The 23,232-nt window shown below is 66.4% G+C and carries 27 protein-coding genes; 12 read left to right on the top strand and 15 right to left on the bottom strand.

All coding sequences use genetic code 11. The features are described 5' to 3' along the window. Positions 1-52: 52 nt before the first annotated feature. The 7 genes from fghA to hrcA form a co-directional block, all read right to left on the bottom strand. Positions 53-886, bottom strand: a complete 834-nt coding sequence (gene fghA / locus Q5Y72_RS08010) for an S-formylglutathione hydrolase (RefSeq protein ID WP_305962881.1) — start codon at positions 884-886, stop codon at positions 53-55. After that, entirely contained in the window at positions 876-1,394 is a 519-nt protein-coding gene (locus tag Q5Y72_RS08005) for a GNAT family N-acetyltransferase (RefSeq protein WP_305962880.1), read from the bottom strand. The genes fghA and Q5Y72_RS08005 overlap by 11 nt, the downstream gene beginning before the upstream one ends. Beyond that, positions 1,391-2,029 carry an ATP-dependent Clp protease proteolytic subunit gene (locus Q5Y72_RS08000; RefSeq protein ID WP_305962879.1) on the bottom strand — a complete coding sequence of 213 codons (639 nt, stop codon included), beginning with the start codon at positions 2,027-2,029 and terminating at the stop codon, positions 1,391-1,393. The genes Q5Y72_RS08005 and Q5Y72_RS08000 overlap by 4 nt, the downstream gene beginning before the upstream one ends. 82 nt (positions 2,030-2,111) lie before the next feature. Continuing rightward, positions 2,112-3,239 (bottom strand): S-(hydroxymethyl)glutathione dehydrogenase/class III alcohol dehydrogenase, encoded by a 1,128-nt coding sequence (locus Q5Y72_RS07995; protein ID WP_305962878.1) that lies wholly within the window; start codon positions 3,237-3,239, stop codon positions 2,112-2,114. A gap of 103 nt (positions 3,240-3,342) precedes the next feature. Continuing rightward, positions 3,343-3,927 (bottom strand): S-(hydroxymethyl)glutathione synthase, encoded by a 585-nt coding sequence (gene gfa / locus Q5Y72_RS07990; RefSeq protein ID WP_305962877.1) that lies wholly within the window; start codon positions 3,925-3,927, stop codon positions 3,343-3,345. Between the two features lie 95 nt (positions 3,928-4,022). Next, positions 4,023-4,553, bottom strand: a complete 531-nt coding sequence (locus tag Q5Y72_RS07985) for a nucleotide exchange factor GrpE (protein ID WP_371930794.1) — start codon at positions 4,551-4,553, stop codon at positions 4,023-4,025. Between the two features lie 7 nt (positions 4,554-4,560). Next, a complete protein-coding gene (gene hrcA, locus Q5Y72_RS07980) occupies positions 4,561-5,616 on the bottom strand; it encodes a heat-inducible transcriptional repressor HrcA (RefSeq protein WP_305962876.1) in 1,056 nt (351 codons plus the stop codon). A gap of 73 nt (positions 5,617-5,689) precedes the next feature. Between hrcA and rph the strand changes: the two genes are divergently transcribed. The 5 genes from rph to Q5Y72_RS07955 are packed head-to-tail and all read left to right on the top strand — an operon-like array spanning position 5,690 to position 8,906. Then, positions 5,690-6,403: a ribonuclease PH gene (rph, locus tag Q5Y72_RS07975; RefSeq protein ID WP_305962875.1), complete on the top strand. Its 714-nt coding sequence runs from the start codon at positions 5,690-5,692 to the stop codon at positions 6,401-6,403. After that, complete coding sequence (rdgB, locus tag Q5Y72_RS07970) at positions 6,400-7,008, top strand: RdgB/HAM1 family non-canonical purine NTP pyrophosphatase (RefSeq protein ID WP_305962874.1); 609 nt, start codon at positions 6,400-6,402, stop codon at positions 7,006-7,008. Before rph ends, rdgB begins: the two co-directional genes overlap by 4 nt. Then, entirely contained in the window at positions 7,001-7,375 is a 375-nt protein-coding gene (locus Q5Y72_RS07965) for a RidA family protein (protein ID WP_305962873.1), read from the top strand. Before rdgB ends, Q5Y72_RS07965 begins: the two co-directional genes overlap by 8 nt. Then, the gene (hemW, locus tag Q5Y72_RS07960) at positions 7,372-8,550 is read left to right on the top strand and encodes a radical SAM family heme chaperone HemW (RefSeq protein WP_305962872.1); all 1,179 of its coding nucleotides are present in this window, start codon (positions 7,372-7,374) and stop codon (positions 8,548-8,550) included. The genes Q5Y72_RS07965 and hemW overlap by 4 nt, the downstream gene beginning before the upstream one ends. A 2-nt stretch (positions 8,551-8,552) precedes the next feature. Next, the gene (locus Q5Y72_RS07955; protein ID WP_305962871.1) at positions 8,553-8,906 is read left to right on the top strand and encodes a YbaN family protein; all 354 of its coding nucleotides are present in this window, start codon (positions 8,553-8,555) and stop codon (positions 8,904-8,906) included. A gap of 39 nt (positions 8,907-8,945) precedes the next feature. Here the strand turns inward: Q5Y72_RS07955 and Q5Y72_RS07950 are convergent, their stop codons facing one another. The 7 genes from Q5Y72_RS07950 to Q5Y72_RS07920 all read right to left on the bottom strand — a co-directional run bounded on the left by Q5Y72_RS07950 (position 8,946) and on the right by Q5Y72_RS07920 (position 16,220). Further along, positions 8,946-9,842 carry a ParB/RepB/Spo0J family partition protein gene (locus Q5Y72_RS07950; protein WP_305962870.1) on the bottom strand — a complete coding sequence of 299 codons (897 nt, stop codon included), beginning with the start codon at positions 9,840-9,842 and terminating at the stop codon, positions 8,946-8,948. A gap of 1 nt (position 9,843) precedes the next feature. Continuing rightward, on the bottom strand, positions 9,844-10,629 hold the full coding sequence (locus tag Q5Y72_RS07945) for a ParA family protein (RefSeq protein WP_305962869.1): 786 nt from the start codon (positions 10,627-10,629) through the stop codon (positions 9,844-9,846). Continuing rightward, positions 10,622-11,218, bottom strand: coding sequence for a 16S rRNA (guanine(527)-N(7))-methyltransferase RsmG (gene rsmG / locus Q5Y72_RS07940; RefSeq protein WP_305962868.1), 597 nt, complete (start codon positions 11,216-11,218; stop codon positions 10,622-10,624). The genes Q5Y72_RS07945 and rsmG overlap by 8 nt, the downstream gene beginning before the upstream one ends. Beyond that, positions 11,215-13,074, bottom strand: coding sequence for a tRNA uridine-5-carboxymethylaminomethyl(34) synthesis enzyme MnmG (mnmG, locus tag Q5Y72_RS07935; protein WP_305962867.1), 1,860 nt, complete (start codon positions 13,072-13,074; stop codon positions 11,215-11,217). Before mnmG ends, rsmG begins: the two co-directional genes overlap by 4 nt. A gap of 12 nt (positions 13,075-13,086) precedes the next feature. After that, entirely contained in the window at positions 13,087-14,352 is a 1,266-nt protein-coding gene (gene mnmE / locus Q5Y72_RS07930) for a tRNA uridine-5-carboxymethylaminomethyl(34) synthesis GTPase MnmE (RefSeq protein WP_305962866.1), read from the bottom strand. Positions 14,353-14,362: 10 nt separating this feature from the next. Next, a complete protein-coding gene (gene rho / locus Q5Y72_RS07925; RefSeq protein WP_305962865.1) occupies positions 14,363-15,634 on the bottom strand; it encodes a transcription termination factor Rho in 1,272 nt (423 codons plus the stop codon). Positions 15,635-15,773: 139 nt separating this feature from the next. Then, a complete protein-coding gene (locus Q5Y72_RS07920; RefSeq protein WP_305962864.1) occupies positions 15,774-16,220 on the bottom strand; it encodes a CopD family protein in 447 nt (148 codons plus the stop codon). A 485-nt stretch (positions 16,221-16,705) separates the two neighbouring features. On the opposite strand from Q5Y72_RS07920, the gene Q5Y72_RS07915 reads away from it, so the two are divergent. Genes Q5Y72_RS07915 through Q5Y72_RS07900 form a run of 4 tightly spaced genes read left to right on the top strand, consistent with a single transcriptional unit; the run spans position 16,706 to position 19,724 of the window. After that, a complete protein-coding gene (locus tag Q5Y72_RS07915) occupies positions 16,706-17,560 on the top strand; it encodes a shikimate dehydrogenase (protein ID WP_305962863.1) in 855 nt (284 codons plus the stop codon). Beyond that, positions 17,557-18,141, top strand: a complete 585-nt coding sequence (gene coaE / locus Q5Y72_RS07910; protein WP_305962862.1) for a dephospho-CoA kinase — start codon at positions 17,557-17,559, stop codon at positions 18,139-18,141. The genes Q5Y72_RS07915 and coaE overlap by 4 nt, the downstream gene beginning before the upstream one ends. Further along, complete coding sequence (dnaQ, locus tag Q5Y72_RS07905) at positions 18,134-18,838, top strand: DNA polymerase III subunit epsilon (protein WP_305962861.1); 705 nt, start codon at positions 18,134-18,136, stop codon at positions 18,836-18,838. The genes coaE and dnaQ overlap by 8 nt, the downstream gene beginning before the upstream one ends. Positions 18,839-18,851: 13 nt before the next feature. Further along, positions 18,852-19,724: a YihY/virulence factor BrkB family protein gene (locus tag Q5Y72_RS07900; RefSeq protein ID WP_305962860.1), complete on the top strand. Its 873-nt coding sequence runs from the start codon at positions 18,852-18,854 to the stop codon at positions 19,722-19,724. Between the two features lie 9 nt (positions 19,725-19,733). Here the strand turns inward: Q5Y72_RS07900 and Q5Y72_RS07895 are convergent, their stop codons facing one another. After that, on the bottom strand, positions 19,734-20,537 hold the full coding sequence (locus Q5Y72_RS07895; protein WP_305962859.1) for a response regulator: 804 nt from the start codon (positions 20,535-20,537) through the stop codon (positions 19,734-19,736). 98 nt (positions 20,538-20,635) lie between these two features. Between Q5Y72_RS07895 and Q5Y72_RS07890 the strand changes: the two genes are divergently transcribed. Genes Q5Y72_RS07890 through Q5Y72_RS07880 form a run of 3 tightly spaced genes read left to right on the top strand, consistent with a single transcriptional unit; the run spans position 20,636 to position 23,195 of the window. Then, positions 20,636-20,782 carry a NepR family anti-sigma factor gene (locus tag Q5Y72_RS07890; RefSeq protein ID WP_305962858.1) on the top strand — a complete coding sequence of 49 codons (147 nt, stop codon included), beginning with the start codon at positions 20,636-20,638 and terminating at the stop codon, positions 20,780-20,782. 51 nt (positions 20,783-20,833) lie between these two features. Continuing rightward, positions 20,834-21,385, top strand: a complete 552-nt coding sequence (locus Q5Y72_RS07885) for an RNA polymerase sigma factor (protein ID WP_305962857.1) — start codon at positions 20,834-20,836, stop codon at positions 21,383-21,385. A gap of 10 nt (positions 21,386-21,395) precedes the next feature. Continuing rightward, complete coding sequence (locus Q5Y72_RS07880; RefSeq protein ID WP_305962856.1) at positions 21,396-23,195, top strand: sensor histidine kinase; 1,800 nt, start codon at positions 21,396-21,398, stop codon at positions 23,193-23,195. The last annotated feature ends 37 nt before the right edge of the window (positions 23,196-23,232 follow it).

The raw sequence follows: 23,232 nt of genomic DNA, 5'->3' as shown, positions 1-23,232 counted from the left end.
CCTAAAGTCTGAGGCCCGTTCGGCAAGGCGACCGGGAAGGATCGGCAATCCGTCAGATCAGCCGTTCGGCGTGCCACAGCACATGGTCGGCCATGAAGCTTTGCACGAAGAAATAGCTGTGGTCATAGCCCGGCTGCATGCGGAACTGGCCGGGCTGGCGGCGCGCCATCATCGCATGGGCCAGCGCCTCGGGCTTCAGCAGATCCAGGAACTGGTCGCTGCCGCCCTGGTCGATAAGCACCTCGCCGGGATAGCCGCGTTCGGTCATCAGGATCGTGGAATCATGGGCGCGCCAGGCGTCGCGATCCTCGCCCAGATAGGCGGTCAACTGCTTGCGGCCCCAGTCGGATTCAGTCGGGTTGGCGATCGGCGCGAAGGCCGAGACCGAGCGGTAACGGTCGGGATGCGTCATCGCGATGGTCAGCGCGCCGTGCCCGCCCATCGAATGGCCGGTGATGCCCATGGCGTCGCGATCCACGGCGAATGTGTCGCCGACCAGTTCGGGCAGTTCATGCACGACATAGTGCCACATCCGGAAATGCGGCTTCCACGGGTCCTGCGTGGCGTTGACATAGAAGCCCGCGCCCTTGCCCAGGTCATAGGCCTCGTCATCGGCCACGTCCTCGCCGCGCGGCGAGGTGTCGGGAAAGACGATGGCGATGCCGGCCTCGGCGCACCAGCCCTGCGCGGCGGCCTTGGTCATCGCATTCTCGTGCGTGCAGGTCAGGCCGGACAGATACCACAGAACCGGCACCCGGCCGTGCTGCGCGTGTTCGGGCAGGAACAGCCCGAAGGTCATGTCGGTGCCGGTCGCCTCCGAGCGGTGGCGATAGACGCCCTGCGTGCCGCCAAAGCTGCGATTCTCGGACAGGGTCTCAAGGCTCATCGGATGTCTCCTTCAGGTCGTGGAACATGACCAGCGCATCGACCGGCCCTTGCTGCGGGTGACGAAACGCCCCCGGCAGCCGGCCGACAATGGCAAAACCGGCTTTCTGCCACAAATGGACGGCATCGGCATTGGTCGAGACGACGAAGTTGAACTGCATCGCCGCAAAGCCCATCTGCCGCGCCCAGCCCTTGGCATGATCGACCAGCGCCCGCGCCACGCCCCTGCCCCGCGCCGCAGGATCGGTCGCGAAGGAGGCATTGGCGACATGCGAGCCGCCGGCCGGGCGATTGGCGCCGACATGGCTGGTGCCGACGATCCGCCCCTCGGCAAGCGCCACGAACACCGTGAAGGGCTGCGCGAACCAGTCGGCCAGCGCCTCGGCGCGGGTCACGTCGCGCGGGATGCAATAGGTCTCTCCCGCGCGATAGACCGGCTTCAGGATCGCCCAGATGGCGTCGTGATCGGCCGGCGTCGCGGGGCGGACAGACACCCCGCGCGCCGTCATGTCAGCTCTTCTGCCGAGCGGATCACCTGGCCCAGAAGGCCGTAGTCCAGCGCCTCCTGGGTGTTCAGCCAGAAGTCGCGCTGGGTGTCCTTCTCGATCCGCTCGATCGGCTGGCCGGTCGCCTCGGCAAAGATCTGGTTCAGCCGGTCGCGCATCAGCCGGACCTGTTCGGCCTGGATCATCATGTCCGACGAGGTGCCGCCGATCCCGCCCGAGGGCTGGTGGATCAGAAAGCGCGTATTGGGCAGGCAGTAGCGGTTTTCCTTCTTCGCCGCGACGAAGATCAGCGCGCCGGCAGAGGCCACCCAGCCCGAGCCGATGGTGCGCACCGTCGGGCGGATGAACTTGATCACGTCGTGGATCATGTCGCCCGATTCCACATGCCCGCCGGGCGACGAGATCAGCATGTTGATCGGCTTGTCGCTGTCCTCGGCCAGGGCCAGAAGATGCGCGACCGTGCGCTGCGCCAGCTTGTCGTTGATCGCCCCGGCGACGATCACCGTGCGCGACCTGAAATACAGCTTGCCGATCTTGTCGCCCTCGGGAAGGCCCAGCCCCTCGTCCTTGTCGCCCTTGTGGCGGCGGTCGTCCTCGTCCTCGTCGTCGTCGTCATCGTCCAGCCACTGGTGACGCATGGGCCCTGCTCCTCGGTTTGTTCTCATGGCGACGGCGGGACCATCGGCCCCGCCGTCCTTTTACCTAAGCAGACCTGAAGGATCAGTAAAGCACGACCGAGCGGATCGATTCGCCCGAATGCATCAGGTCCCAGCCCTTGTTGATGTCGTCCAGCGACAGGGTATGGGTGATCATCGGGTCGATCTCGATCTTGCCGTCCATGTACCAGTCGACGATCTTCGGCACGTCGGTCCTGCCGCGCGCGCCGCCGAAGGCGGTGCCCTTCCAGACCCGGCCAGTGACCAGCTGGAACGGGCGTGTGCTGATCTCGGCCCCGGCGGGCGCCACGCCGATGATGACCGACTGGCCCCAGCCGCGATGGGTGCATTCCAGCGCCTGCCGCATCACCTTGACGTTGCCGGTGGCGTCAAAGCTGTAATCCGCGCCGCCGATCTGGTCGAAGGGGGTCTTCGTCATGTTGACGATTTCCTGCACCACGTTCTCGACCTTGGTGGGGTTGATGAAATGCGTCATGCCGAAGCGCGTCGCCATCTCTTGCCGGTCGTCGTTCAGATCGACGCCGATGATCATGTCGGCGCCGGCCAGCCGCAGGCCCTGTAGCACGTTCAGCCCGATCCCGCCGAGGCCGAAGACCACCGCCTTGGCGCCGATCTCGACCTTGGCGGTGTTGATCACCGCGCCGATTCCGGTCGTCACGCCGCAGCCGATGTAGCAGATCTTGTCGAAGGGCGCGTCCTCGCGGACCTTGGCCACCGCGATTTCCGGCAGGACGGTAAAGTTCGAGAAGGTCGAGCAGCCCATGTAGTGATGGATCGGCGTGCCATCCAGCATCGAGAAGCGCGAGGTGCCGTCGGGCATCATCCCCTGCCCCTGCGTCGCGCGGATCGCCGTGCAGAGGTTGGTCTTGCCCGACAGGCAGGAGGCGCATTGCCGGCATTCGGGCGTGTACAGCGGGATGACGTGATCGCCCGGCTTGACCGAGGTGACGCCGGGGCCGACCTCGACCACGACGCCCGCGCCCTCATGGCCCAGGATCGCCGGGAACAGCCCCTCGGGGTCGTCGCCCGAGCGGGTGAATTCGTCGGTGTGGCAGATGCCGGTCGCCTTGATCTCGACCATCACCTCGCCTGCCTTCGGCCCGTCGAGATTGACCTCCATCACTTCCAGCGGTTTTCCGGCCTCGAGGGCCACGGCGGCACGGGTTCTCATCGTCTCTACTCCTATCGTTCCGATCGGGCGTTTCGGTCATGGCCGAGGGGGCCGGCGATGCGGCCCCCCCGGGGTGGTTCTGTCCGGACGAACTTCGCCGCCGTCAAGCCGCCAGCGCACCCGAGCGTTTGGCGATATGCGTGGCGATGGCGTCCATCAGCGGTGGCGACAGGGCATCATAGGGTTCCAGCCCAAGTTCGCGCAGCCGCGACCGGATGCCGTCCATCCGCGACGGATCGACGCCCGATTCAATGATCGAGCTGACGAAGGCCGCGAATTCGGGCGCCGACCAGCCGTCTTCCGACGACAGTTCGGTATGCACGAAATCCAGCCCGTAGAACGGATGGTCCTTGTTCTCGATCCGGCCATACATGTGCACGCCGCAATCCTTGCAGCGGTGCCGCTGGATCGGCGCGTCGGCATTGACGATTTCCAGCTTGTCGGCGCCCTGGACCACCTCGACCGCGTCACGCGACACGACCGCGACCTGGCTGAAGATCGCACCGTCGGGCTTCCAGCACTTGGTGCAGCCGCAGACATGGTTGTGGGCGGTCTGTCCGCCGACACGGACCTTGACCGGGTTGCTGCTGCAATGGCAACTCAGCGTGCCGCCCGAAAAGCTTGCATTGCCCGGTTTTATGCCGTGGTCGACGGCCGGGTGAATCATCACCCCCTCGGTACTCGCCATGGTCCCCTCCTCCGATGACCGAATGTCCCCAAGCCTCGCGCGCCCGGGAACAATCGGCAAGTCAGAGGAAGGTTGTAGCGGCCGCGATCGCGGGGTCAGCTTGCCGGGGTCGAGCTGACGCCGACCTTGGCCGGGCGCAGCAGCCGGTCGTGCAGGCGGAAGCCGTTGTCCATCACCTGGATGATCTGTCCGGCCACGGTGCCGGGCAGCGCGGCCTCGAACATGGCCTCGTGAAAGCTGGGATCGAACTTGTCGCCTGCCTTGGGCGTGATGACCGTGATGCCGTGCTTGGCAAAGACGTTCGACAGCTCGCGCAGGGTCAGCTCGACCCCCTCGATCAGCGCGGCCGAGGCGGCGCGCTGGTCCTCGGTGGCGGCGTCCAGCGCGCGGGTCAGCGCGTCATGCACCGGCAGCAGATCGCGCGCCAGCCGCGAGCCGCCATACTGTTCGGCATCGCGGCGGTCCTTTTCGGCGCGCTTGCGCGAATTCTCGGCATCGGCCAGCGCCCGCATCCACTTGTCGCGGAATTCGTCGCGCTCGGCCTCGAGGCGCAGGATCTCGTCGGCGGGATCGGCCAGCGGATCTTCCAGATAGTCGTCCATCGGCGGTTCGTTCTGCTCGGTCATCTTCCACTCATCCTTTGCGGCCGGACAACACTCGCCCGACCAGCTGCGCCGTGTAGTCGACGATCGGCACGATGCGCCCGTAATTCAGCCGCGTCGGTCCGATCACGCCCACGGCGCCCACAATCCTCCGGTCGGCATTCATATAGGGTGAAACCACCAGAGCGGAACCCGAAAGTGAAAAAAGCTTGTTCTCGGAGCCGATGAAAATGCGCACCCCCTCGCCCTTCTCGGTCAGCTCGAGAAACTCGACGATGTCGCGCTTGCGTTCGAGATCGTCGAAGAGGACGCGGATCCGGTCGATGTCGGCGGCCTCGCGATCCAGAAGGTTGGCGCGGCCGCGCACGATCAGCCGCGGATCGGTGGTCTCGGCACCCCACAGCGCAAGGCCGGATTCGACCAGCTCGGCCGCCAGCACGTCAAGCTCGCGGCGCCGCTCGGCGATCTGGCTGGCCATGTGGCTGCGCAGTTCCGACAGGGTGCGGCCCTCGGCCATGGCGTTCAGGAAATTGCCCGCCTCGCGCATCGAGGACGGGGTCTGGCCGGCGGGCGGCGTGAAGACGCGGTTCTCGACATGGCCATCGGCAAAGACCAGCACCACCAGCGCGCGGTCGGGCGCGAGGCTGACGAATTCGATGTGGCGCACCGGCGCCTCGTGCTTGGGCATCAGCACCAGCGAGGCGCCGCGGGTGATCGAGCTCAGCGCCGTGCTGATCCGGTCCAGCAGCAGCCCGGTGTCGGGATCGTCATTGCCAAGCGTCTGGTCGATGGCCGCGCGGTCGGTGGGGGCGACGGCATCGACCTCCATCATTCCGTCCACGAACAGCCGAAGGCCCTGCTGCGAGGGCATGCGCCCGGCCGAGACATGCGGGCTGTCGAGGAGCCCCATGAGTTCGAGGTCCTGCATCACGTTGCGGATCGTCGCCGCGCTCAGCTTTTCCGACAGCGCCCTTGTCAGCGTGCGCGATCCGACCGGCTCGCCGGTTTCGAGATAGGTTTCGACCACCCGGCGGAACACCTCGCGGGACCGGTCGTTCAGCTCTGACAGCAGCGTTTCCTGGCTCATGTGCCTCGCGGGCTTGCGTGGAGGGGGCGCGGACCTGTATGGGGCAGCCAATCTTCATCGGAAAGGACTGCCCATGCGCCCCTCTGGCCGGAATCTAAGCCAAATGCGCCCGATTTCAATTGAAACCGGGGTGATGCGGCATGCCGAGGGATCCTGCCTGATCCGGGTCGGCGAAACGCATGTGCTGTGCACGGCCTCGATCGAGGAAAACCCGCCGCGCTTCCTGAAGGGCACCGGGCTGGGCTGGGTGACGGCCGAATACGGGATGCTGCCGCGCGCCACCAACACCCGCAATCGCCGCGAGGCCGCGCAGGGCAAGCAGTCGGGCCGGACGCAGGAGATTCAGCGGCTGATCGGCCGCAGCCTGCGCGCCGGCGTGGACCGCAGCGCCCTGGGAGAGCGCCAGATCACGATCGATTGCGACGTGATCCAGGCCGATGGCGGCACCCGCTGCGCGGCGATCACCGGCGGATGGGTGGCGCTGCGGCTGGCGGTGAACCGGCTGCTGAAATCCGGCGCGCTGACCAGCGACCCGATCCTCGATCATGTGGCGGCGGTCAGCTGTGGCGTCTATGCCGGCCAGCCGGTGCTGGATCTGGACTATGCCGAGGACAGCGAGGCCGGCACCGACGGCAACTTCGTGCTGACCGGCGCCGGGCGGCTGATCGAGGTGCAGATGTCGGCCGAGGGCGCCACCTTCTCGCGGGCGCAGATGACCACGCTGCTCGACCTTGCCGAGGCCGGCATGGCCGACCTGGTCGCGGCGCAGAAGGCCGCGCTGACATGAGGCAGTTCGAGGGGCGGCAGCTGCTGGTGGCCACGCACAACGCCGGCAAGCTGGCCGAGATGCGCGCCCTGCTGGCGCCCTTCGGGGTCGCGGTGATGGGTGCTGCCGAGGCCGGGCTGGCCGAGCCCGAGGAGACCGAGGACAGCTTTGCCGGCAATGCCCGGATCAAGGCCCGCGCCGCGGTCGCCGCGACGGGCCTGCCCGCCCTCTCGGACGATAGCGGCATCTGCGTCGATGCGCTGGACGGCGCGCCCGGCGTCCACACGGCGGACTGGGCAGAGACCGGCGAGGGACGCGATTTCGGCATGGCGATGGCGCGCACCTGGCGCGAGCTTGAGGCGCGCGGCGCGCCCGATCCGCGCCGCGCCCAGTTCCGCTGCACGCTGGTGCTGATGTGGCCCGACGGCCATGACGAGATCGTCGAGGGCGTCCTGCCGGGTCGCGTGGTCTGGCCGCCGCGCGGGGTGCATGGGCATGGCTACGACCCCATCTTCATGCCCGACGGCCATGACATGACCCTGGGCGAGATGACCGCCGAGCAGAAGAACCGGCTGAGCCACCGGGCACGGGCGGTCGCGGCGCTGATCGAGGGCTGCTTTGCATAGGATCTCGACAGGCTCGCCGTTCGAGGCGACGATGGGCTACAGCCGGGCAGTGGTGAAGGGCGGCTGGTGCTTTCTCTCCGGCGTCACCGGCTATGACTACGCCAGCATGGTGATGCCAGAGGATGTCGCTGGCCAGGCCCGCAACTGTCTTGCGACGATCTTCGCGGTGCTGGACGAGGCGGGTTTTTCCCCGCAGGACATCGTTCGCGTCCAGTATACGCTGGTCGACCGGGCCTTGCTGGACGATCTGGTGCCGGTCCTCGGCGCGGCCTTCGCCGAGATCCGCCCGGCGGCCACCATGATCATCGCCGACCTGATCCGGCCCGAGATGCTGGTCGAGATCGAAGTCACCGCGATGCGGGCATGAGCGCGGACGGCCCTGTTGCCGCCGAGGATTGGCGCCATGGCGGCTTCGGCCTGTATGTCCACTGGCCCTTCTGCGCGGCGAAATGCCCCTATTGCGATTTCAACAGCCATGTCGCGGCCCGGGTCGATCAGCCCCGATGGGCCGAGGCGCTGTGCGCCGAGATCGGGCGGCTGGGCGCGGAACTGCCCGGCCGGCACCTCAACAGCATCTTCCTTGGTGGCGGCACGCCCTCGCTGATGGCGCCCGAGACCGTTGATCGCGTGATCGGCGCGGCGCGCGCCGCCTGGGGCTTCGCAAACGACATCGAGATCACGCTGGAGGCAAACCCCACAAGCGTCGAGAAGGCCCGCTTTCGCGGCTATGCCGATGCCGGCGTGAATCGGCTGTCGATGGGCATCCAGGCGCTGAACGACGATGACCTGCGCCGGTTGGGGCGGATGCATTCGGTCGCCGAGGCGCGGGCGGCCTTCGACGTCGCGCGGGACTGTTTCGGGCGGGTCAGCTTTGACCTCATCTATGCGCGGCAGGGCCAGACCGCCGCCGCGTGGCGCGCCGAACTGCAAGAGGCGCTGCAGATGGCGGTGGATCACCTGTCGCTGTACCAACTGACCATCGAGCCGGGGACGGCCTTCGGGGCGCGGGCGGCGGCCGGCGGGCTTCGGGGACTGCCCGACGATGACCTGGCCGCCGACATGTATCTGGAGACGCAGGATATCTGCGCCGCGTGGGGCATGGCGGGCTATGAAATCTCGAACCATGCCGCGCCGGGGTCGGAAAGCCGGCACAACCTGATCTATTGGCGGCAGGGCGACTGGGCGGCCGTCGGGCCCGGCGCGCATGGGCGGATCAGCCTGCCCGAGGGGCGCATGGCGACCGAGGCGCATGCCATGCCTACGGCCTGGCTTGAGGCGGTCGAGGCGCGTGGAACGGCAGAGTCGCTGCGCGCGTTGGTTCCGCCACAGGAGCAGGCGACGGAGTATCTGCTGATGGCGATGCGGCTGAGCGAAGGGCTGGATCTGGCGCGCCATGCCCGACTGGCGGGGGCGCCTCTGGATGGTGGCGCGATCGCGCGGCTGGAGGATCTGGGCATGGTCCGGTGCGAGGCGGGCAGGCTGCGCGCCACGGCAGCGGGGCGGCCTGTTCTGAACGCGATCCTGCGCGAACTGGCGGCGTGACGATGCGGGCCCTCTGGCTGACCCTGGGCTGCCTTGCCCTGGGACTGGGCATCCTCGGCATCGCCCTGCCCATCATGCCGACGGTGCCGTTCCTCCTGGTCGCCGCCTGGGCCTTTGCCCGAAGCTCACCCAGGCTGCGCCGCCGGATCCTGGAGCATCCGACCTACGGGCCGCCGGTCAGGGCCTGGCAGGAACGCGGCGCCGTCGGCAGGCTGGCCAAGATCTGGGCGGTGCTTGCCATGTCCTCGGGGATCGCGCTGGCACTGTGGCTGGGCGTGCCGCATTGGGTTGTCGCGATCCAGGCCTGCATCTGCGTCGCGGTGAGTGTTTATCTGGTAACTCGGCCAAGCATTTAGGCACCAGATGTAGTGTTTTATTTCTAGGATTACACCAGATCAGCGGTTCCCACCCAACAGTTGGCACAGCGCATCAAGCTGATCCAGATCTCGGTAAGAGATCGCGATGGTCCCTGCACCGTCGCCCGAATGGGTGATCGCCACCCCCATCTTCAAATGCGCTGACAGGTCCGATTCAAGCGCGCGGGTATCGGCGTCCTTCTCGACCCGCCGGGCAGCGGCGGGCCTTGGCGCGGATTCGCCCGCGCTCTGCTTGCGAACGAGATCCTCGGTCTCGCGCACCGACAGGCCCTTTTCGACCACTTTCCGCGCCAAATGCAGGGCATTCGGCGCCGTGACAAGCGCCCGCGCATGGCCAGACGAGATCTTTCCATCCTTGACCATGTCCTGGACGGGATCGGGCAGGTTCAACAGGCGCAGCAGGTTGGCGATGTGGCTGCGGCTTTTGTTCAGCGCCTCGGCCAGTCGTTCCTGCGTATGGCCGAAGCGGTCCATCAGCTGGCGGAACGAAGCCGCCTCCTCGATGGCATTGAGGTCGGCGCGCTGGATGTTCTCGATGATGGCGATTTCAAGCACTTCGGTATCGGACAGCTCGCGGATGATGACCGGCATCTCGTGCAGCTGGGCCATCTGCGCGGCACGCCAGCGCCGCTCGCCCGCAACGATCTGGTAGAGCCCGGCGTCTTGCGGGTGCGGTCGCACGATCAACGGCTGCAACACCCCCCGCGCGCGCAGCGAGTCGGCCAGTTCCTGCAACGCCTCGGGGGCAAAGCTGCGGCGCGGCTGGTCGGGATTGGCGGTCAGCTGCTCGATCGGGATCATGGTGCGGTCGCGCGGGGCGGCTGCGGTCGGCGCCGGTTCCGCCAGGTCCATGTCGGCCATGAGCGCGGAAAGCCCGCGGCCCAGGCCACGCTTGGCAAGCTTGCTGTCGGTCATTTCAGGCCTCCTCGGGAACCAGTTTCAGGCGTGCGGCGAATTCGGCCGCGAATTGGCGATAAGCCGCGCTGCCCTTCGACGAAGGATCATAGCTGAGAACCGGCTTGGCGTGGGATGGCGCCTCGGAAACGCGAACATTCCGAGGAATCACGGTCGGATAGACCAGTTCGCCAAGGGTTGCGCGGGCATCGGCCTCGACCTGCTGGGCAAGGTTGTTGCGGTAATCAGACATGGTCAGCAAAACGCCATTGATCCGCAGCGCCGGGTTGGCGGTCTGGCGAACCTCGCGGACCGTGGTCAGCAGCTGCGACAGCCCTTCAAGCGCGTAGAACTCGGCCTGCAGCGGAACAAGAACGGCATCGGCGGCGACCATCGCGTTCACCGTGAGCAACCCGAGGGCGGGCGGGCAGTCGATCAGAACGATGCTGCCGGACGGGGCGGCCTCCAGCTTGCGGCGCAGAAGGCGGGTGCGGTCCTGCGCCTGCGCCAGATCGACATCGGCTGAAGACAGGTCGGGCGTCGCGGGAACGATGCCCAGATTCTCGATCGAGGTGGCCACCGCGCAGTCCTGGAGGCTGTGCTGCCCCGCCAGCAAATCGTAAACCGTCAGGTCCCGCTTGTCGCTGTCGATCCCCAGACCGGTCGAGGCATTGCCCTGCGGATCGAGATCGACCAGCAGCACCGGGTAGCCAGCCTCGGCCAGCGCAGCGCCGAGGTTGATCGCTGTCGTGGTCTTGCCGACGCCGCCCTTCTGGTTGGCGATCGCCACGATGTTGTGGTCAGACATGCGATACTCCGCTGATCTTGAGGATGGCTGCCGCCGGATGAGTGCGGCTGGGGAAATGGTCGAGATCGAATCGCCAAAGCTTGCGCGCTTCCGAGACCTCTTGCCGCCAGTTTTCGCCCTTCATCAGCCAAGCCTGTCCCTGCGTTGCAAGATGCATTTCCATGTATGGCATGAGGCACGGAAGCGGGGCAAGCGCGCGGACCGAGATGTCGGCGGCATTCAGCGGATCCACCGCCTCGATCCGCCGGGCGATGACAGTGGCGTTCGGAAGGCCCATCTCGCGGATGGCCGTTCGCAGGAAGGCAGCCTTGCGCTGATCGCTTTCAACAAGGCAAAAGCGGGCCGGGCGGTCCGCATAGATCGCGGCGAGAATGAGGCCGGGAAGACCGCCACCGCTGCCAAGATCGGCCCAAACGCCGTCGCCTGGGTCGGCATGCTGGGCAATCTGCATCGAATCGTCGATGTGGCGCGCCTCGAGTTGCGCGAGCGTGGAGGGTGCCACCAGATTGATCCGCGGATTCCACTGCCGGACGAGCGCGGCATAGCAGGTGAGGCGGTCGAGTGTTTCACGTGAAACATTCTGCGTCATGCGCGCTGGCGCCGCCGGGATCGCGACACGGCGACCAGCAGGGTCAGGGCCGCGGGGGTCATACCCTCAATCCGCGATGCCGCCGCCAGCGTCGCCGGCCGCGCCGCGCCCAGTTTGGACGCGAGTTCGCCAGACAGGCCGGGCAGGTCGGCATAATCCAGATCGGCGGGCAGCGGAATGGCCTCATCTTGCCGCAGGATTGCCGCGTCTCGGGCTTGACGGTCGGCAAACTGTTGATAAAGCGCATCATTCTTCAACTGCTGAAGCGTGTCTTTCGGCACATCCGCCAAGCCCGGCATGACGGATGCGAGAAGTTCAAGGTCGGTATCCGCCCCGCCAAGAAGCATGAAAACCGATCGTGGCTGGCCGTCCTGGCGCACATTGAACCCGGCCTTCTGAAGTTGGGCTGGGGTGAAGCGGCAATTTTCGGTCGCTGCCCGTGCGGCGGCGTAGCGCCCCTGCCGAGCTGCAAAGCGGTCGCGCCGGTCCTGCGACACACAGCCAAGCTCGATGCCGAACGGGGTCAGCCGCTGATCGGCATTGTCTGCCCGAAGCGACAGGCGGAACTCGGCCCGCGAGGTGAACATGCGGTAGGGTTCGGTGACGCCATGCGTCGTCAGATCGTCGACCATCACGCCGATATAGCTTTCTGTCCGGCTGAACAGGGCGGATGGGCGGCCCTGGCTGGACAAGGCCGCATTGAGACCCGCGACAAGGCCCTGGGCGGCAGCCTCCTCATAGCCCGTCGTTCCGTTGATCTGACCGGCCAGATACAGCCCTTGGACATCCCGGACTTTCAGCGTCGCGTCCAGTGCGCGGGGATCTATATAATCGTATTCGACCGCGTAGCCAGGCTGGGTGATGACGGCGTCTTCAAGGCCCTCCATCGTCCTCACATAAGCGGCCTGGACGGGTTCGGGCAGGGAGGTCGAGATGCCGTTGGGATACACGGTATCGTCCTCCAGGCCCTCGGGTTCGAGGAAGACCTGGTGAGACTCCTTGTCGGCGAAGCGCAGGACCTTGTCTTCGATGGACGGACAGTAGCGCGGCCCCTTCCCAGAGATGTGCCCGCCATACATTGCCGACAGCCGGATGTTATCGTGGATGATCCGGTGCGTCCGGGCGTTTGTGGCCGTGACCCCGCAGGGGACCTGCGGCAGGAAGGTGCGATCATGCAGATAGGAAAACATCGCCGGAATATCGTCCCCGGGCTGGCTGCCGACGCGCGACCAGTCGATGCTGCGCCCATCGAGGCGCGGGGGCGTTCCCGTTTTCAGTCGTCCGGTGGGCAGCCCGAGGCGATGCAGCGACCCGGCGAGACTTGCTGAGGCGTCGTCGCCCCAGCGGCCTGCGGGGCGGCTTTGATCGCCGATGTGAATGACGCCATTCAGAAATGTCCCGGTGGTCACCACGACCGAAGCGGCCAAAATCTCGCCGTGAGCCTTCAGAGTCAGACCGGCGACCATGCCGCCCGAGATCGTCAGGTCGACAACCTCGTCGATCATGACCGCAAGGCCCGGCTGCGTCGCAACAGTCTGCATCGCTTCGCGACGATAGGCTGCGCGGTCCATCTGCGCCCGCGGGCCCTGAACCGCGGGCCCCTTGCGTCGGTTCAGAAGCCTGAACTGGATGCCTGCTCGGTCGGCGATCCGGCCCATGACCCCGTCGAGGGCGTCGATCTCGCGCACGAGATGGCCCTTGCCGAGTCCGCCCACGGCGGGATTGCACGACAGCGTGCCGATGTCCTCTCGCCGCATGGTCACCAGCGCCGTCGTTGACCCCATGCGCGCCGATGCACAGGCAGCTTCGACCCCCGCATGTCCGCCACCGATCACGACAACATCAAAATGTTTCACGTGAAACACTCCTCACTTACCAACGCAGAAGGACGCGAAGATTTCATCCAGATAGTCCTCCGCGCCAATTCTGCCAAGGAGTTTGTCCAGCGAGGCCGCCGCCTGCCGGATCGCCTCGGCCAGAAACTCGGCCGGAAGGTCCGCAACGGCGGCGATGGCATCGCGCGCATCCGACAGCGATCTTGCCTGCCGATCATGGCTGACGATCCCGGCGCCCGCCACGCGACCATTCAACTCCTGCCGTATCGCCGCCAGCAGGTCGGCGATCCCGTCTCCGGTGGTTGCCGACACCGCAAGTCCGCCGCTTCCGTCGCCAAGATCCGCCTTGCTCCGCGCAACGACGTCGCCGGGCCGCCACAGCAGGGCATCGGCCACACCGAGTGGCGAAAGATGAACACGCAGGTCCGCCGCCTCGGCGCGCGCACGAGCCCGTGCAATTCCGATGGATTCCACCTGATCCTCGCTGTCGCGCAGGCCCGCCGTATCAAGCAGGGTGACTGCCAGGCCGCCAAGGTCCAGACGCAGTTCGATGACGTCCCTCGTCGTTCCGGCCACCTCGGACACGATCGCCACGTCGCGGCGGGCGATCCGGTTGACGAGGCTCGACTTTCCGGCATTGGGCTCACCGATGACGGCAACCTCGAAACCGGTGCGCAGGCGTTCCGCCGCCGGAAAACCGCTGATCTCCCGTTCCAGCAAGTCGGACAGATCCGCCAGGATCTGAAAGACCTCGACAGGGACATCTTCCGGCACGTCTTCATCCGCGAAATCGACGCTTGCCTCGACCAGCGCGCCGGCCCTGACCAGCATGCCGCGCCAGCGCTCGGCATTCCGCGCCAGCTCTCCACCGGCGGCCCTCAGCGCCATCCGCCGTTGCGCGTCCGTTTCTGCGGCAAGAAGATCGCCCAGCCCCTCGACGGCGGCCAGATCAAGCCGACCGTTCAGATAGGCGCGTCGCGTGAACTCGCCGGCCTCGGCCTGGCGCGCGCCAAGCATGGCCAGAGCCCGCATGACATGCCGCACGACGACCGGCGCACCGTGCAGATGCAGCTCGGCCACCTCCTCGCCGGTGAAGCTTGCGCCGGCCTCGAACCAGATCACCAGGGCCTGGTCAAGCTCTTCCTCATGACGCGCCAGCTTGCGGAAATAGCCGTGCCGGGCAGAATCCAGCGGCCCGGCAAGCTGTTCGGCCGCCCGCCGCGCGCCCGGGCCGCTGAGCCTGACAACTGAAACGCCACCCCGCCCGGGCGGGGTGGCCTCTGCAAAGATCAGATCCATGCCTGCCCCGTCAGGCGTTCATCGAGTCGAAGAATTCCGAATTGCTCTTGGTCTGCTTCAGCTTCGAGATCAGGAACTCGATGGCATCTGTCGTGCCCATCGGGTTCAGGATGCGCCGCAGCAGATAGGTCTTCTGAAGATCACGCGACTCGACCAGCAGTTCCTCTTTCCGCGTGCCGGACTTCAGAATGTCCATCGCGGGGAATACGCGCTTGTCGGCGACCTTGCGATCCAGGACGATCTCGCTGTTGCCGGTGCCCTTGAACTCCTCGAAGATCACCTCATCCATCCGCGATCCGGTATCAATCAGCGCCGTGGCGATGATCGTCAGCGACCCCCCCTCCTCGATGTTTCGCGCCGCGCCGAAGAACCGCTTTGGTCGCTGCAGGGCGTTCGCGTCCACACCACCGGTCAGAACCTTGCCCGAGCTTGGCACCACGGTATTGAATGCCCTACCAAGTCTGGTAATCGAATCCAGCAGGATCACAACATCTCGCTTGTGCTCGACAAGCCGCTTGGCCTTCTCGATCACCATCTCGCTGACGGCGACATGGCGGCTGGCCGGTTCGTCGAAGGTCGACGAGATCACCTCGCCGCGCACGCTGCGCTGCATGTCGGTGACCTCTTCCGGGCGCTCGTCGATCAGCAGCACGATCAGATAGCATTCCGGGTGATTGCGCTCGATCGAATGGGCGATGTTCTGCAACAGGACCGTCTTGCCGGTGCGCGGCGGCGCCACGATCAGCGATCGTTGTCCCTTGCCGATTGGCGCCACCAGGTCGATGATCCGGGCGCTGCGATCCTTTATGGTCGGGTCCTCGATCTCCATCTTCAGTCGCTCATCGGGATAAAGCGGCGTCAGGTTGTCGAAAGCCACCTTGTGGCGCGCCTTTTCGGGATCCTCGAAATTGATGCGCTCGACCCGGGTCAGGGCAAAGTAACGCTCGTTCTCGCCGGGGGCCCGGATCACGCCTTCGACACTGTCCCCGGTGCGCAGACTGTGCTGCCGGATCATGTCGGGGCTGACATAGATGTCGTCAGGACCGGGCAAGTAGTTGGCCTCGGTCGAGCGCAGGAAGCCGAAGCCGTCTTGCACGACCTCCAGGACGCCCTCGCCGCCAATGTCCCAGCCTTCCTCGGCATGCTCCTTCAGGATCGAGAACATCATCTCGCCCTTCCGCATCGTCGAGGCGTTCTCGATCTCCCACTCTTCGGCCATCGACAGCAGATCGGCCGGGCTCTTGGCCTTCAGCTGCGACAGGTTCAGGCGTTCTTCGGTCATCGGGCGTCACCACTGGCCGCGGCGCGATGCGCGGCATGTCAGAATCTTCAACGGGAAATCCCGCGCCGGACGGCCGGGGTCACGGGCCAGATAGGCCGCAATGCGGCCGGAGTCAATCTTTGGCCGGAGAGACGCCCGTTCAGAACTTGACGATCACCGACAGAACGATCCCGATCATCAGCAGCGTCGGCACCTCATTCATCAGCCGATAGCGCCGCCCGCCACGGGATGCACCGCCAGCCAGCCGGCGCCGCTCTGCCGCGCACCAGCCGTGAAACCAGGTCATTGCCAGCACGCAGGCCGCCTTTGTCCAGGGCCAGGCAAGGCCCCAGTCCACGATTCCCGGCGTCAGCACCAGCGTCAGCCCGCTGAGCCATGTGGCAACCATCGCCGGGCGCATGATCACGCGCAGCAGCTTGTCTTGCATGACCGTCAGACTGGCTCGCGGCTCGCCCTCGGCCATGCCGCGTTCCGCGTGATAGACGAAAAGCCGCGGCAGGTAGAACAGGCCCGCCATCCACGCGATGACGGCCATCACGTGAAACGACTTCACGAAGGGATAGGCGCTGGCAAGCAGGTCGGTCATTTCGGCCTCGTTTCGGCACCACTTAATTATAAAGAAGAGAAAAGGGAATGTTGTTGCAGTAGGGGCTGTGGATGGCGGGATGACGCAGTTGCTCTCGCGCTGATCCACAGTCGGGCGCTCTGTGGACAACCTTCGCAAAACCCGGCTGTATGACAGGAAAAGTATTTTATATCAGACAGATGAACTGTGGATAACCTTGTGGAATTAGTCCGTGCGGAAAGGTTGTCCACAGAGCGGCGGCGCAAGCGCGATCCTTCATCCACCTGTGGACGACCCGGGTCCGTTCATGCTTCGTTTTCTGGCGACTACTGCCCCTTCCGCCCGGGTCCCGAGATGGGCACAGCGTCCGGGCCGGTTTGCCCCCGCACTTGTCCACAGCCGCTTTCTGGTGGGGCAAAAAAGCGTCGCTCGGGCGGAACTACGGCTTTTTTCCTCGCCGCGCCCGGCCTAGTCTGGCACATCGCATCAGAATTCGCGCCAGGCCGATGACCGAAGACACGTCCCCGCCCCCGATCGTTCACGCGCCCCTTGCCGGCGTGATCGGAATGCCGATCGCGCATTCCCGCTCGCCGCGCCTCCATGCGCATTGGCTGCGCCGCTACGGACTTCCGGGCCATTACGTCCCGCTGCCCGTGATGCCCGAGCATCTGGCCGAGGTTCTGCGCATCCTGCCGCGCGCCGGTTTTGTCGGCGCCAATGTCACCATCCCGCACAAGGAGGCCGTCATTGCGCTGGCCGACAGCGTGTCTGACCGCGCCGCGCTGATTGGCGCCGCCAACACCCTGATCTTCCGCCCCGATGGCCGGATTCACGCCGACAACACCGACGGCTACGGCTTCATCGCAAACCTGCGGCAATCGGCGCCCGACTGGCAGCCCGCGGCCGGGCCTGCGGCGGTGATCGGTGCCGGGGGCGCGGCGCGGGCGGTCGTCGCCTCGCTGCTTGACAGCGGCGTGCCGGAACTGCGCATCACCAACCGGACCCGCTTGCGATCCGACCAGATCAAGGCCGAATTCGGCGCGAGGCTGGTGGTCTATGACTGGGCGCAGGCCGGCAACATGCTGGATAGTGCCGCGACCGTGGTCAACGCCACCTCGCTGGGGATGCAGGGCAAGCAGCCCCTGCGTGTGCCGATGGACGCGCTGTCGCCCGACGCGCTGGTGACCGACCTTGTCTACACGCCGCTGATGACCCCGTTCCTGGCCGAGGCGCAGGCCCGTGGCTGCCGGATTGTCGACGGGCTGGGCATGTTGCTGCATCAGGCGGCGCCGGGATTCGAACGCTGGTTCGGTCAGCGCCCCGAGGTCGATGACGAGACGCGGCGGATCGTTCTGGAATGACCTATCGCCTCGGCCTGACGGGCAGCATCGGCATGGGCAAGTCGACCGCCGCCTCCATGTTCCGCGAGATGGGCGTGCCGGTCTGGGATGCCGACGAGGCGGTGCACCGGCTTTATGCGGCAGGCGGGGCGGCGGTCGGCCCGGTCGCCGCAGTCTTCCCGACCGCGCTGGCGCAGGGCGCGATCGACCGCGCGATGCTGAAACAGGCGCTTGCCGCGGCACCGGTGATGCTGGACCGGCTCGAGGCGATCGTGCATCCGCTGGTCGCTGCCGACCGGGCCGGGTTCCTTGACCGGCACCGCGCCAGCGATCTTGTCGTGCTGGACATCCCGCTGCTGTTCGAGACCGGCGCCCGCGAAGTGGTGGACGGCGTGGCCGTCGTCTCGACCGATGCCGGGACACAGCGCCGCCGTGTGCTGGCGCGGCCCGGCATGACCGACGAGACCCTGGGGCTGATCCTGGCGCGGCAGATGCCGGACGCCGAAAAACGCGCCCGCGCCGACTGGCTGATCCCTTCGGACACGCCGGAGGGCGCCCGCGCCGCGATCACCGCCATCATCGACGAGATAACCCATGCGTGAAATCGTTCTGGATACGGAAACCACCGGCTTCGATGCCGACGGCGCGGATCGCATCGTCGAGATCGGGGCGCTGGAACTCTTCAACCACATGCCGACAGGTCGAAGCTTTCACGTCTATATCAATCCCGAACGCCCGATGCCGCAGGAGGCCTTCGAGGTGCATGGGCTGGGCGATGACTTCCTGCGCGACAAGCCGAAATTCGCGCAGATCGCGCAGGATTTCATCGACTTCATCGCCGATGATGCGCGGCTGGTGATCCACAATGCCAGCTTCGACATGAAGTTCCTGAACGCCGAACTGCGGCGCGCAGGCTTTCCCGTGCTGCCCCATGCGCGCGCGCTGGATACGCTGGCCCTGGCGCGCGAGAAGTTTCCGGGCTCGCCGGCGTCGCTGGATTCGCTCTGCCGGCGCTTCGGGGTCGACAATTCCGGCCGCGATCTGCACGGCGCGCTGCTGGATTCCGAACTGCTGGCCGAGGTCTATCTTGAACTGGTCGGCGGCCGGCAGCCCGATCTGGTGCTGGACAGCCCCGGCGCGGCGCAGGCCGGGCCAGACGGTTCGAACGCGGCTGCATCGCGGCGTGGCGCGCGGCCCAACCCGTTGCCGCCGCGCCTGACCGAGGCCGAGGCGCAGGCCCATGCCGCCTTCGTGGCGCGTCTGGGCGACGGCGCGATCTGGTCGAGGTTCGACCCATGACGGCCCGCGTCGCATGATGGCGCTGCTGGGCGAGATCTGGCGCTTCTGGGCCGCCATCTTCGAGCGGATCGACCGGATCCACATGGGTCTGATCGCGGCGGGCGTGGCCTTTTACGCGATGTTCGCGGTCTTTCCCGGTCTCGCCGCCATCATCGCGCTGTGGAGCCTGTGGTTCGATCCGACCGTGATCCTCACCTATGTCGATGTGGCCCATGAATTCCTGCCCACCGGGGCCGCCGACATCATCGACGCGCAGGTCAGGTCGCTGACCTCCAGCGGGCGCACCTCGGTCGGATGGGCCTCGTTCCTGTCCTTCATGATCGCCACCATCGCCGCGAGGGCGGGGGTCGATGCGCTGGTGCGCGGGCTGAACGCCGCCTATGGCGTGCGCGCCCATTCGACGATCTTCGGCTTCATCCTGGCCTACGGCCTGACGCTCGCCATTGTCGGCATCTCGCTGGCGGGGCTCGCGACCATCGTGATCGTGCCGGTGGTGCTGAACTTCATGGTGTTCGGGCAGGTGCGGACCTGGCTGGTCGCCGGGCTGCCCTGGGCGGCGATGTTCACCCTGGTGATCCTGGGCATCGGCATCCTCTACCGCTATGGCCCGAACGTGAAATCTCCGCGCACTCCCGTCTTCACCTGGGGGTCTTTCTTCGCCGCGATCCTCTGGGCGGCGGCCTCGCTTGCATTTTCGGCCTATCTGGGCAGCTTCAACAGCTACAACCGCATCTATGGCTCGATCGGGACGGTCGTGGCGCTGCTGATGTGGTTCTATCTGGCCGGCTTCTCGGTGATGCTGGGCGCGCTCATCAATGTCGAGCTGGCGCGGCGCCGCCGCATCCGCGCCGCGCATGAGGCACGGCGCGGCATCACGCCGAAATAGCCGCCGGCCTCAGGCCTCCATGCCTTCGGTCGAGGCAAAGAACATCGCCTGGCTCACGGCCGAGCGGACCTGTTCCTCGTTATAGGGCTTCGAGATCAGGAAGGCCGGCTCGGGGCGGTCGCCGGTCAGCAGGCGTTCGGGGAAGGCGGTGATGAAGATCACCGGAATGTCGCCCATCTCGCCCAGCATCTCGTTCACCGCGTCGATCCCGGACGAGCCGTCGGCCAGCTGGATGTCCGCAAGGATCAGGTCGGGCCGCACCCGGCCGGCAAGCTCGGTGGCCTGCGAATGGGTGCGCGCCACGCCGGTGACCTCGTGGCCCATCGCCTGGACGATGCCCTTCAGGTCCATCGCGATGATCATCTCGTCCTCGATCACCATGACCTTGCCGCGCAGCGCCTGCCCCATCTCGTTCAGCGCGATCTGCACCAGTTCCTCGGCCTCGGCGAGGTCGATCTGCATGACCGCGGCGATCTGGTCGTGCCGCAACTCCTCGATGGTGCGCAGCAGCAGCGCCTCGCGCGAATTCGGGGTCAGGCCGCGGAGATGATCCTGTGCGCGACGCTCGCGCGCCGTCTGTTCGCCCTCGGCGACCGGCTGGCCCGAGCTTTGCCAGATCGCGTGGAAGGTGCGGAACAGGCCGATGCGCGTGTCCTCGGCGTCATCGAGGACGGAGCGGTCGGACAGGATCGCCTCCAGCGTGGCGGCCGCATAATTGTCGCCGGCACTTTGGCTTCCGGTCAGTGCGCGGGCGTAGCGGCGAAGATAGGGCAGCTCGCGCCCGATGGTTTGCGCCAGATCGGCAGAAGGCATGTCGTCTCGTCCTCGAATTTTCGCGTCGGCAGGGGAACTTTCCTCGGGACGTAAAGGTTGCATCGCGTGCGCACAAGATTTCCGGGATTGATAAAAGAATGACTTCGAAGCGAGATGACAGCCGACGCGCGGCCGTCGAGAAACAGATCGACGAGAACCTTCGGCGGGTCTACGAGCAGGATTCCGACGAACAGGTTCCCGACCGCTTTCTCGACCTGCTGAAGAAGCTGCGCGAGCAGGAATGACCTCGAACTCTCGCGTGAAGGCGCTACGGTAAGCCCATGAACAAATCAGCGATGAACGATCCGCGAGACGAGCTTGTGGATCATCTGCCGGCGCTGCGCGCCTTCGCGCTGTCGCTGACCCGCGAGGGCGCGTCCGCGGATGATCTGGTGCAGGACACCATCGTGAAGGCGTGGACCAACATGGACAAGTTCCAGGCCGGCACCAACCTGCGCGCCTGGCTGTTCACGATCCTGCGGAACACCTTCTATTCGGCGCGGCGCAAGACCAAGCGCGAGGTCAGCGACACCGATGGCATCCACGCCGCCCGGCAGGCGACCCGCCCTGACCATGACGGCCGTCTGGCGATGCGCGATTTCCGCGCCGCCTTCCGTCACCTGCCCGACGAGCAGCGCGAGGCGCTGATCCTCGTCGGCGCGTCGGGCTTTTCCTACGAGGAGACTGCGAACATGACCGGGGTGGCCGTGGGAACCGTGAAGTCCCGCGCCAACCGCGGACGCCGCAAGCTGGTCGAACTGCTGCAACTGGACAGCGCCGAGGATCTGGACATGACCGATCAGGCGACCCGCGCGGTGATGGCGTCCGGCTACAGCACATCGCGCTAGGGCCTGTCGGGTGCTGCGCCGGTTCCGTGACAGGCTGGATTTTACCCGCCGGCTGGGCTTTCGCCTTGGCGCCCTGCTGTCGGTGGCGATCCTGCCGATCGGCCTGATCTCGCTGGTCCAGAACCTGCACCTGTCCCGCGAGGCGCAGCGCAGCGCCGAGATCGCCCTGCTGGGGCGCACGGCATCGGCCGCCGCCGGGGAACGGGCGCTGCTGCAAAGCGCGCTCGGCTCGGCCGATGCGCTGGGCCCTGCGGTTCTGGACGTGCTGGACCAGCCCGACAGCTGTTCCGACCTGATGCGCAACTTCATCGACCGCAGCGCGATCTATGTCTATGCGGGCTTCGTGCCGACCGGCGGGCGCAGCAACTGCACCTCGGCGCTGGATCGCGGGCAGCTGGCAGACATGCGCCAGTCGCCGGCCTTCCAGAAGTTCATGGCCGATCCGGCAACGCTGGTCACCTCGGTCCAGCGCGGGGTCGTCAGCGGCCGGTCGGTGGTGCTGGTCATGCAGCCGCTGTATCGCGACCGCGACCTGCTGGGCTATGTCGGCATCTCGCTGACCCATGACCTGCTGCGATCGACCCATTCGGTCAATTTCGGCACCGAGGGCGCGCGGATCGTGACCTTCAACAATCGTGGCGAGATCCTGACATCGGACAGCGCGACCGAGGGGCAGGCCAGCGACATCCTGCCCGCCGACATCCCGCTGCTGGGGCTTCTGTCGCGCAACGAGACGACGTTCCGCGCCCGCGCAAACACCGGCGAGATGCGGGTCTTCACGGTCGTTCCGGTTGTGCCCGGCCTCGTCTACGCGCTTGGCAGCTGGAGCTCCAGCATCGCGGGCGTCGGGCTGTTCCAGCTGTCGCAGCTGGGCGCGGTGCTGTTTCCCATCGCGCTGTGGCTGGTGTCGCTGGCGGTGGCCTATTTCGCGGTGTTCCGGCTGGTACTACGCCACATCACCGTGCTGCGCGGCCAGATGCGCCGCTTTGCCATCGGCAACCGCGACGAGCCGCCGCCCGTGCTGACCGACGCCCCGACCGAGATCCTCGATGTAAGCCAGACATTCCACAACATGGCGCGCATCCTGATCCGCGACGAGGAGACGATGGAAGAGGCGGTCAACGAAAAGACCGTGCTGCTGAAAGAGGTTCACCATCGCGTGAAGAACAACCTTCAGCTGATCGCCTCGATCATCAACATGCAAAGCCGGATGATCGGCGATACCGACGCCAAGCGGGTGCTGCGCTCGGTGCAGGACCGGGTCGCAGCGCTGGCCACCATCTATCGCAATCTCTACCAGGCCGAACATCTGGATGCCGTCGAGGCCGACCGCCTGATCGGCGACATCATCAACCAGATGGTGAACGCTTCAGTCGGGCCGGGCCGGAACCTCGGCGTCGAAACGCGGCTTCAGCCGATGACGCTGCTGCCCGATCAGGCGGTGCCGCTGTCGCTTCTGGCGACCGAAGCCTTTACCAACGCGTTGAAATATGCCGGAACGCCCCCGGGCGGCGACGGCCCGTGGGTGCGCGTCACGCTGACCGCCCCCGAGCCGGGCCGGGGCCTTCTGGAGATCGCGAATTCGCTGGGCGCGAACGAGATGCAGGGCGAAACCGAAGGCACCGGGCTGGGCAGCCAGCTGATCGAGGCCTTCTCGACCCAGCTCGAGGGCGAGGCCAGCGCCGGCATCGAGGGCGACTGCTTCGTGCTGCGGCTTGGCTTTGCCATCGACGAGGCGGGCCTGCTGCCCGGTGCCGATGTGCGCAACGTCGTGCTGACCTCGGCGGCCCGCGAGGGCGCGCGGCATTGACATGCCGCTTGCACCCCGCCCCGTCCCGCCTATCTTG

Source organism: Paracoccus spongiarum (genome assembly GCF_030732095.1).
GTDB lineage: Bacteria > Pseudomonadota > Alphaproteobacteria > Rhodobacterales > Rhodobacteraceae > Paracoccus > Paracoccus spongiarum.
This window is presented reverse-complemented; position numbering and strand designations above follow the sequence as displayed.

Bases quoted from the DNA above. Each gene is read 5' to 3' on its own strand.
- fghA (WP_305962881.1), bottom strand. From the start codon at position 886: ATGAGCCTTGAGACCCTGTCCGAGAATCGCAGCTTTGGCGGCACGCAG.
- Q5Y72_RS08005 (WP_305962880.1), bottom strand. From the start codon at position 1,394: ATGACGGCGCGCGGGGTGTCTGTCCGCCCCGCGACGCCGGCCGATCAC.
- Q5Y72_RS08000 (WP_305962879.1), bottom strand. From the start codon at position 2,029: ATGCGTCACCAGTGGCTGGACGATGACGACGACGACGAGGACGAGGAC.
- Q5Y72_RS07995 (WP_305962878.1), bottom strand. From the start codon at position 3,239: ATGAGAACCCGTGCCGCCGTGGCCCTCGAGGCCGGAAAACCGCTGGAA.
- gfa (WP_305962877.1), bottom strand. From the start codon at position 3,927: ATGGCGAGTACCGAGGGGGTGATGATTCACCCGGCCGTCGACCACGGC.
- Q5Y72_RS07985 (WP_371930794.1), bottom strand. From the start codon at position 4,553: ATGACCGAGCAGAACGAACCGCCGATGGACGACTATCTGGAAGATCCG.
- hrcA (WP_305962876.1), bottom strand. From the start codon at position 5,616: ATGAGCCAGGAAACGCTGCTGTCAGAGCTGAACGACCGGTCCCGCGAG.
- rph (WP_305962875.1), top strand. From the start codon at position 5,690: ATGCGCCCCTCTGGCCGGAATCTAAGCCAAATGCGCCCGATTTCAATT.
- rdgB (WP_305962874.1), top strand. From the start codon at position 6,400: ATGAGGCAGTTCGAGGGGCGGCAGCTGCTGGTGGCCACGCACAACGCC.
- hemW (WP_305962872.1), top strand. From the start codon at position 7,372: ATGAGCGCGGACGGCCCTGTTGCCGCCGAGGATTGGCGCCATGGCGGC.
- Q5Y72_RS07955 (WP_305962871.1), top strand. From the start codon at position 8,553: ATGCGGGCCCTCTGGCTGACCCTGGGCTGCCTTGCCCTGGGACTGGGC.
- Q5Y72_RS07950 (WP_305962870.1), bottom strand. From the start codon at position 9,842: ATGACCGACAGCAAGCTTGCCAAGCGTGGCCTGGGCCGCGGGCTTTCC.
- Q5Y72_RS07945 (WP_305962869.1), bottom strand. From the start codon at position 10,629: ATGTCTGACCACAACATCGTGGCGATCGCCAACCAGAAGGGCGGCGTC.
- rsmG (WP_305962868.1), bottom strand. From the start codon at position 11,218: ATGACGCAGAATGTTTCACGTGAAACACTCGACCGCCTCACCTGCTAT.
- mnmE (WP_305962866.1), bottom strand. From the start codon at position 14,352: ATGGATCTGATCTTTGCAGAGGCCACCCCGCCCGGGCGGGGTGGCGTT.
- rho (WP_305962865.1), bottom strand. From the start codon at position 15,634: ATGACCGAAGAACGCCTGAACCTGTCGCAGCTGAAGGCCAAGAGCCCG.
- Q5Y72_RS07920 (WP_305962864.1), bottom strand. From the start codon at position 16,220: ATGACCGACCTGCTTGCCAGCGCCTATCCCTTCGTGAAGTCGTTTCAC.
- Q5Y72_RS07915 (WP_305962863.1), top strand. From the start codon at position 16,706: ATGACCGAAGACACGTCCCCGCCCCCGATCGTTCACGCGCCCCTTGCC.
- coaE (WP_305962862.1), top strand. From the start codon at position 17,557: ATGACCTATCGCCTCGGCCTGACGGGCAGCATCGGCATGGGCAAGTCG.
- dnaQ (WP_305962861.1), top strand. From the start codon at position 18,134: ATGCGTGAAATCGTTCTGGATACGGAAACCACCGGCTTCGATGCCGAC.
- Q5Y72_RS07900 (WP_305962860.1), top strand. From the start codon at position 18,852: ATGATGGCGCTGCTGGGCGAGATCTGGCGCTTCTGGGCCGCCATCTTC.
- Q5Y72_RS07895 (WP_305962859.1), bottom strand. From the start codon at position 20,537: ATGCCTTCTGCCGATCTGGCGCAAACCATCGGGCGCGAGCTGCCCTAT.
- Q5Y72_RS07890 (WP_305962858.1), top strand. From the start codon at position 20,636: ATGACTTCGAAGCGAGATGACAGCCGACGCGCGGCCGTCGAGAAACAG.
- Q5Y72_RS07885 (WP_305962857.1), top strand. From the start codon at position 20,834: ATGAACGATCCGCGAGACGAGCTTGTGGATCATCTGCCGGCGCTGCGC.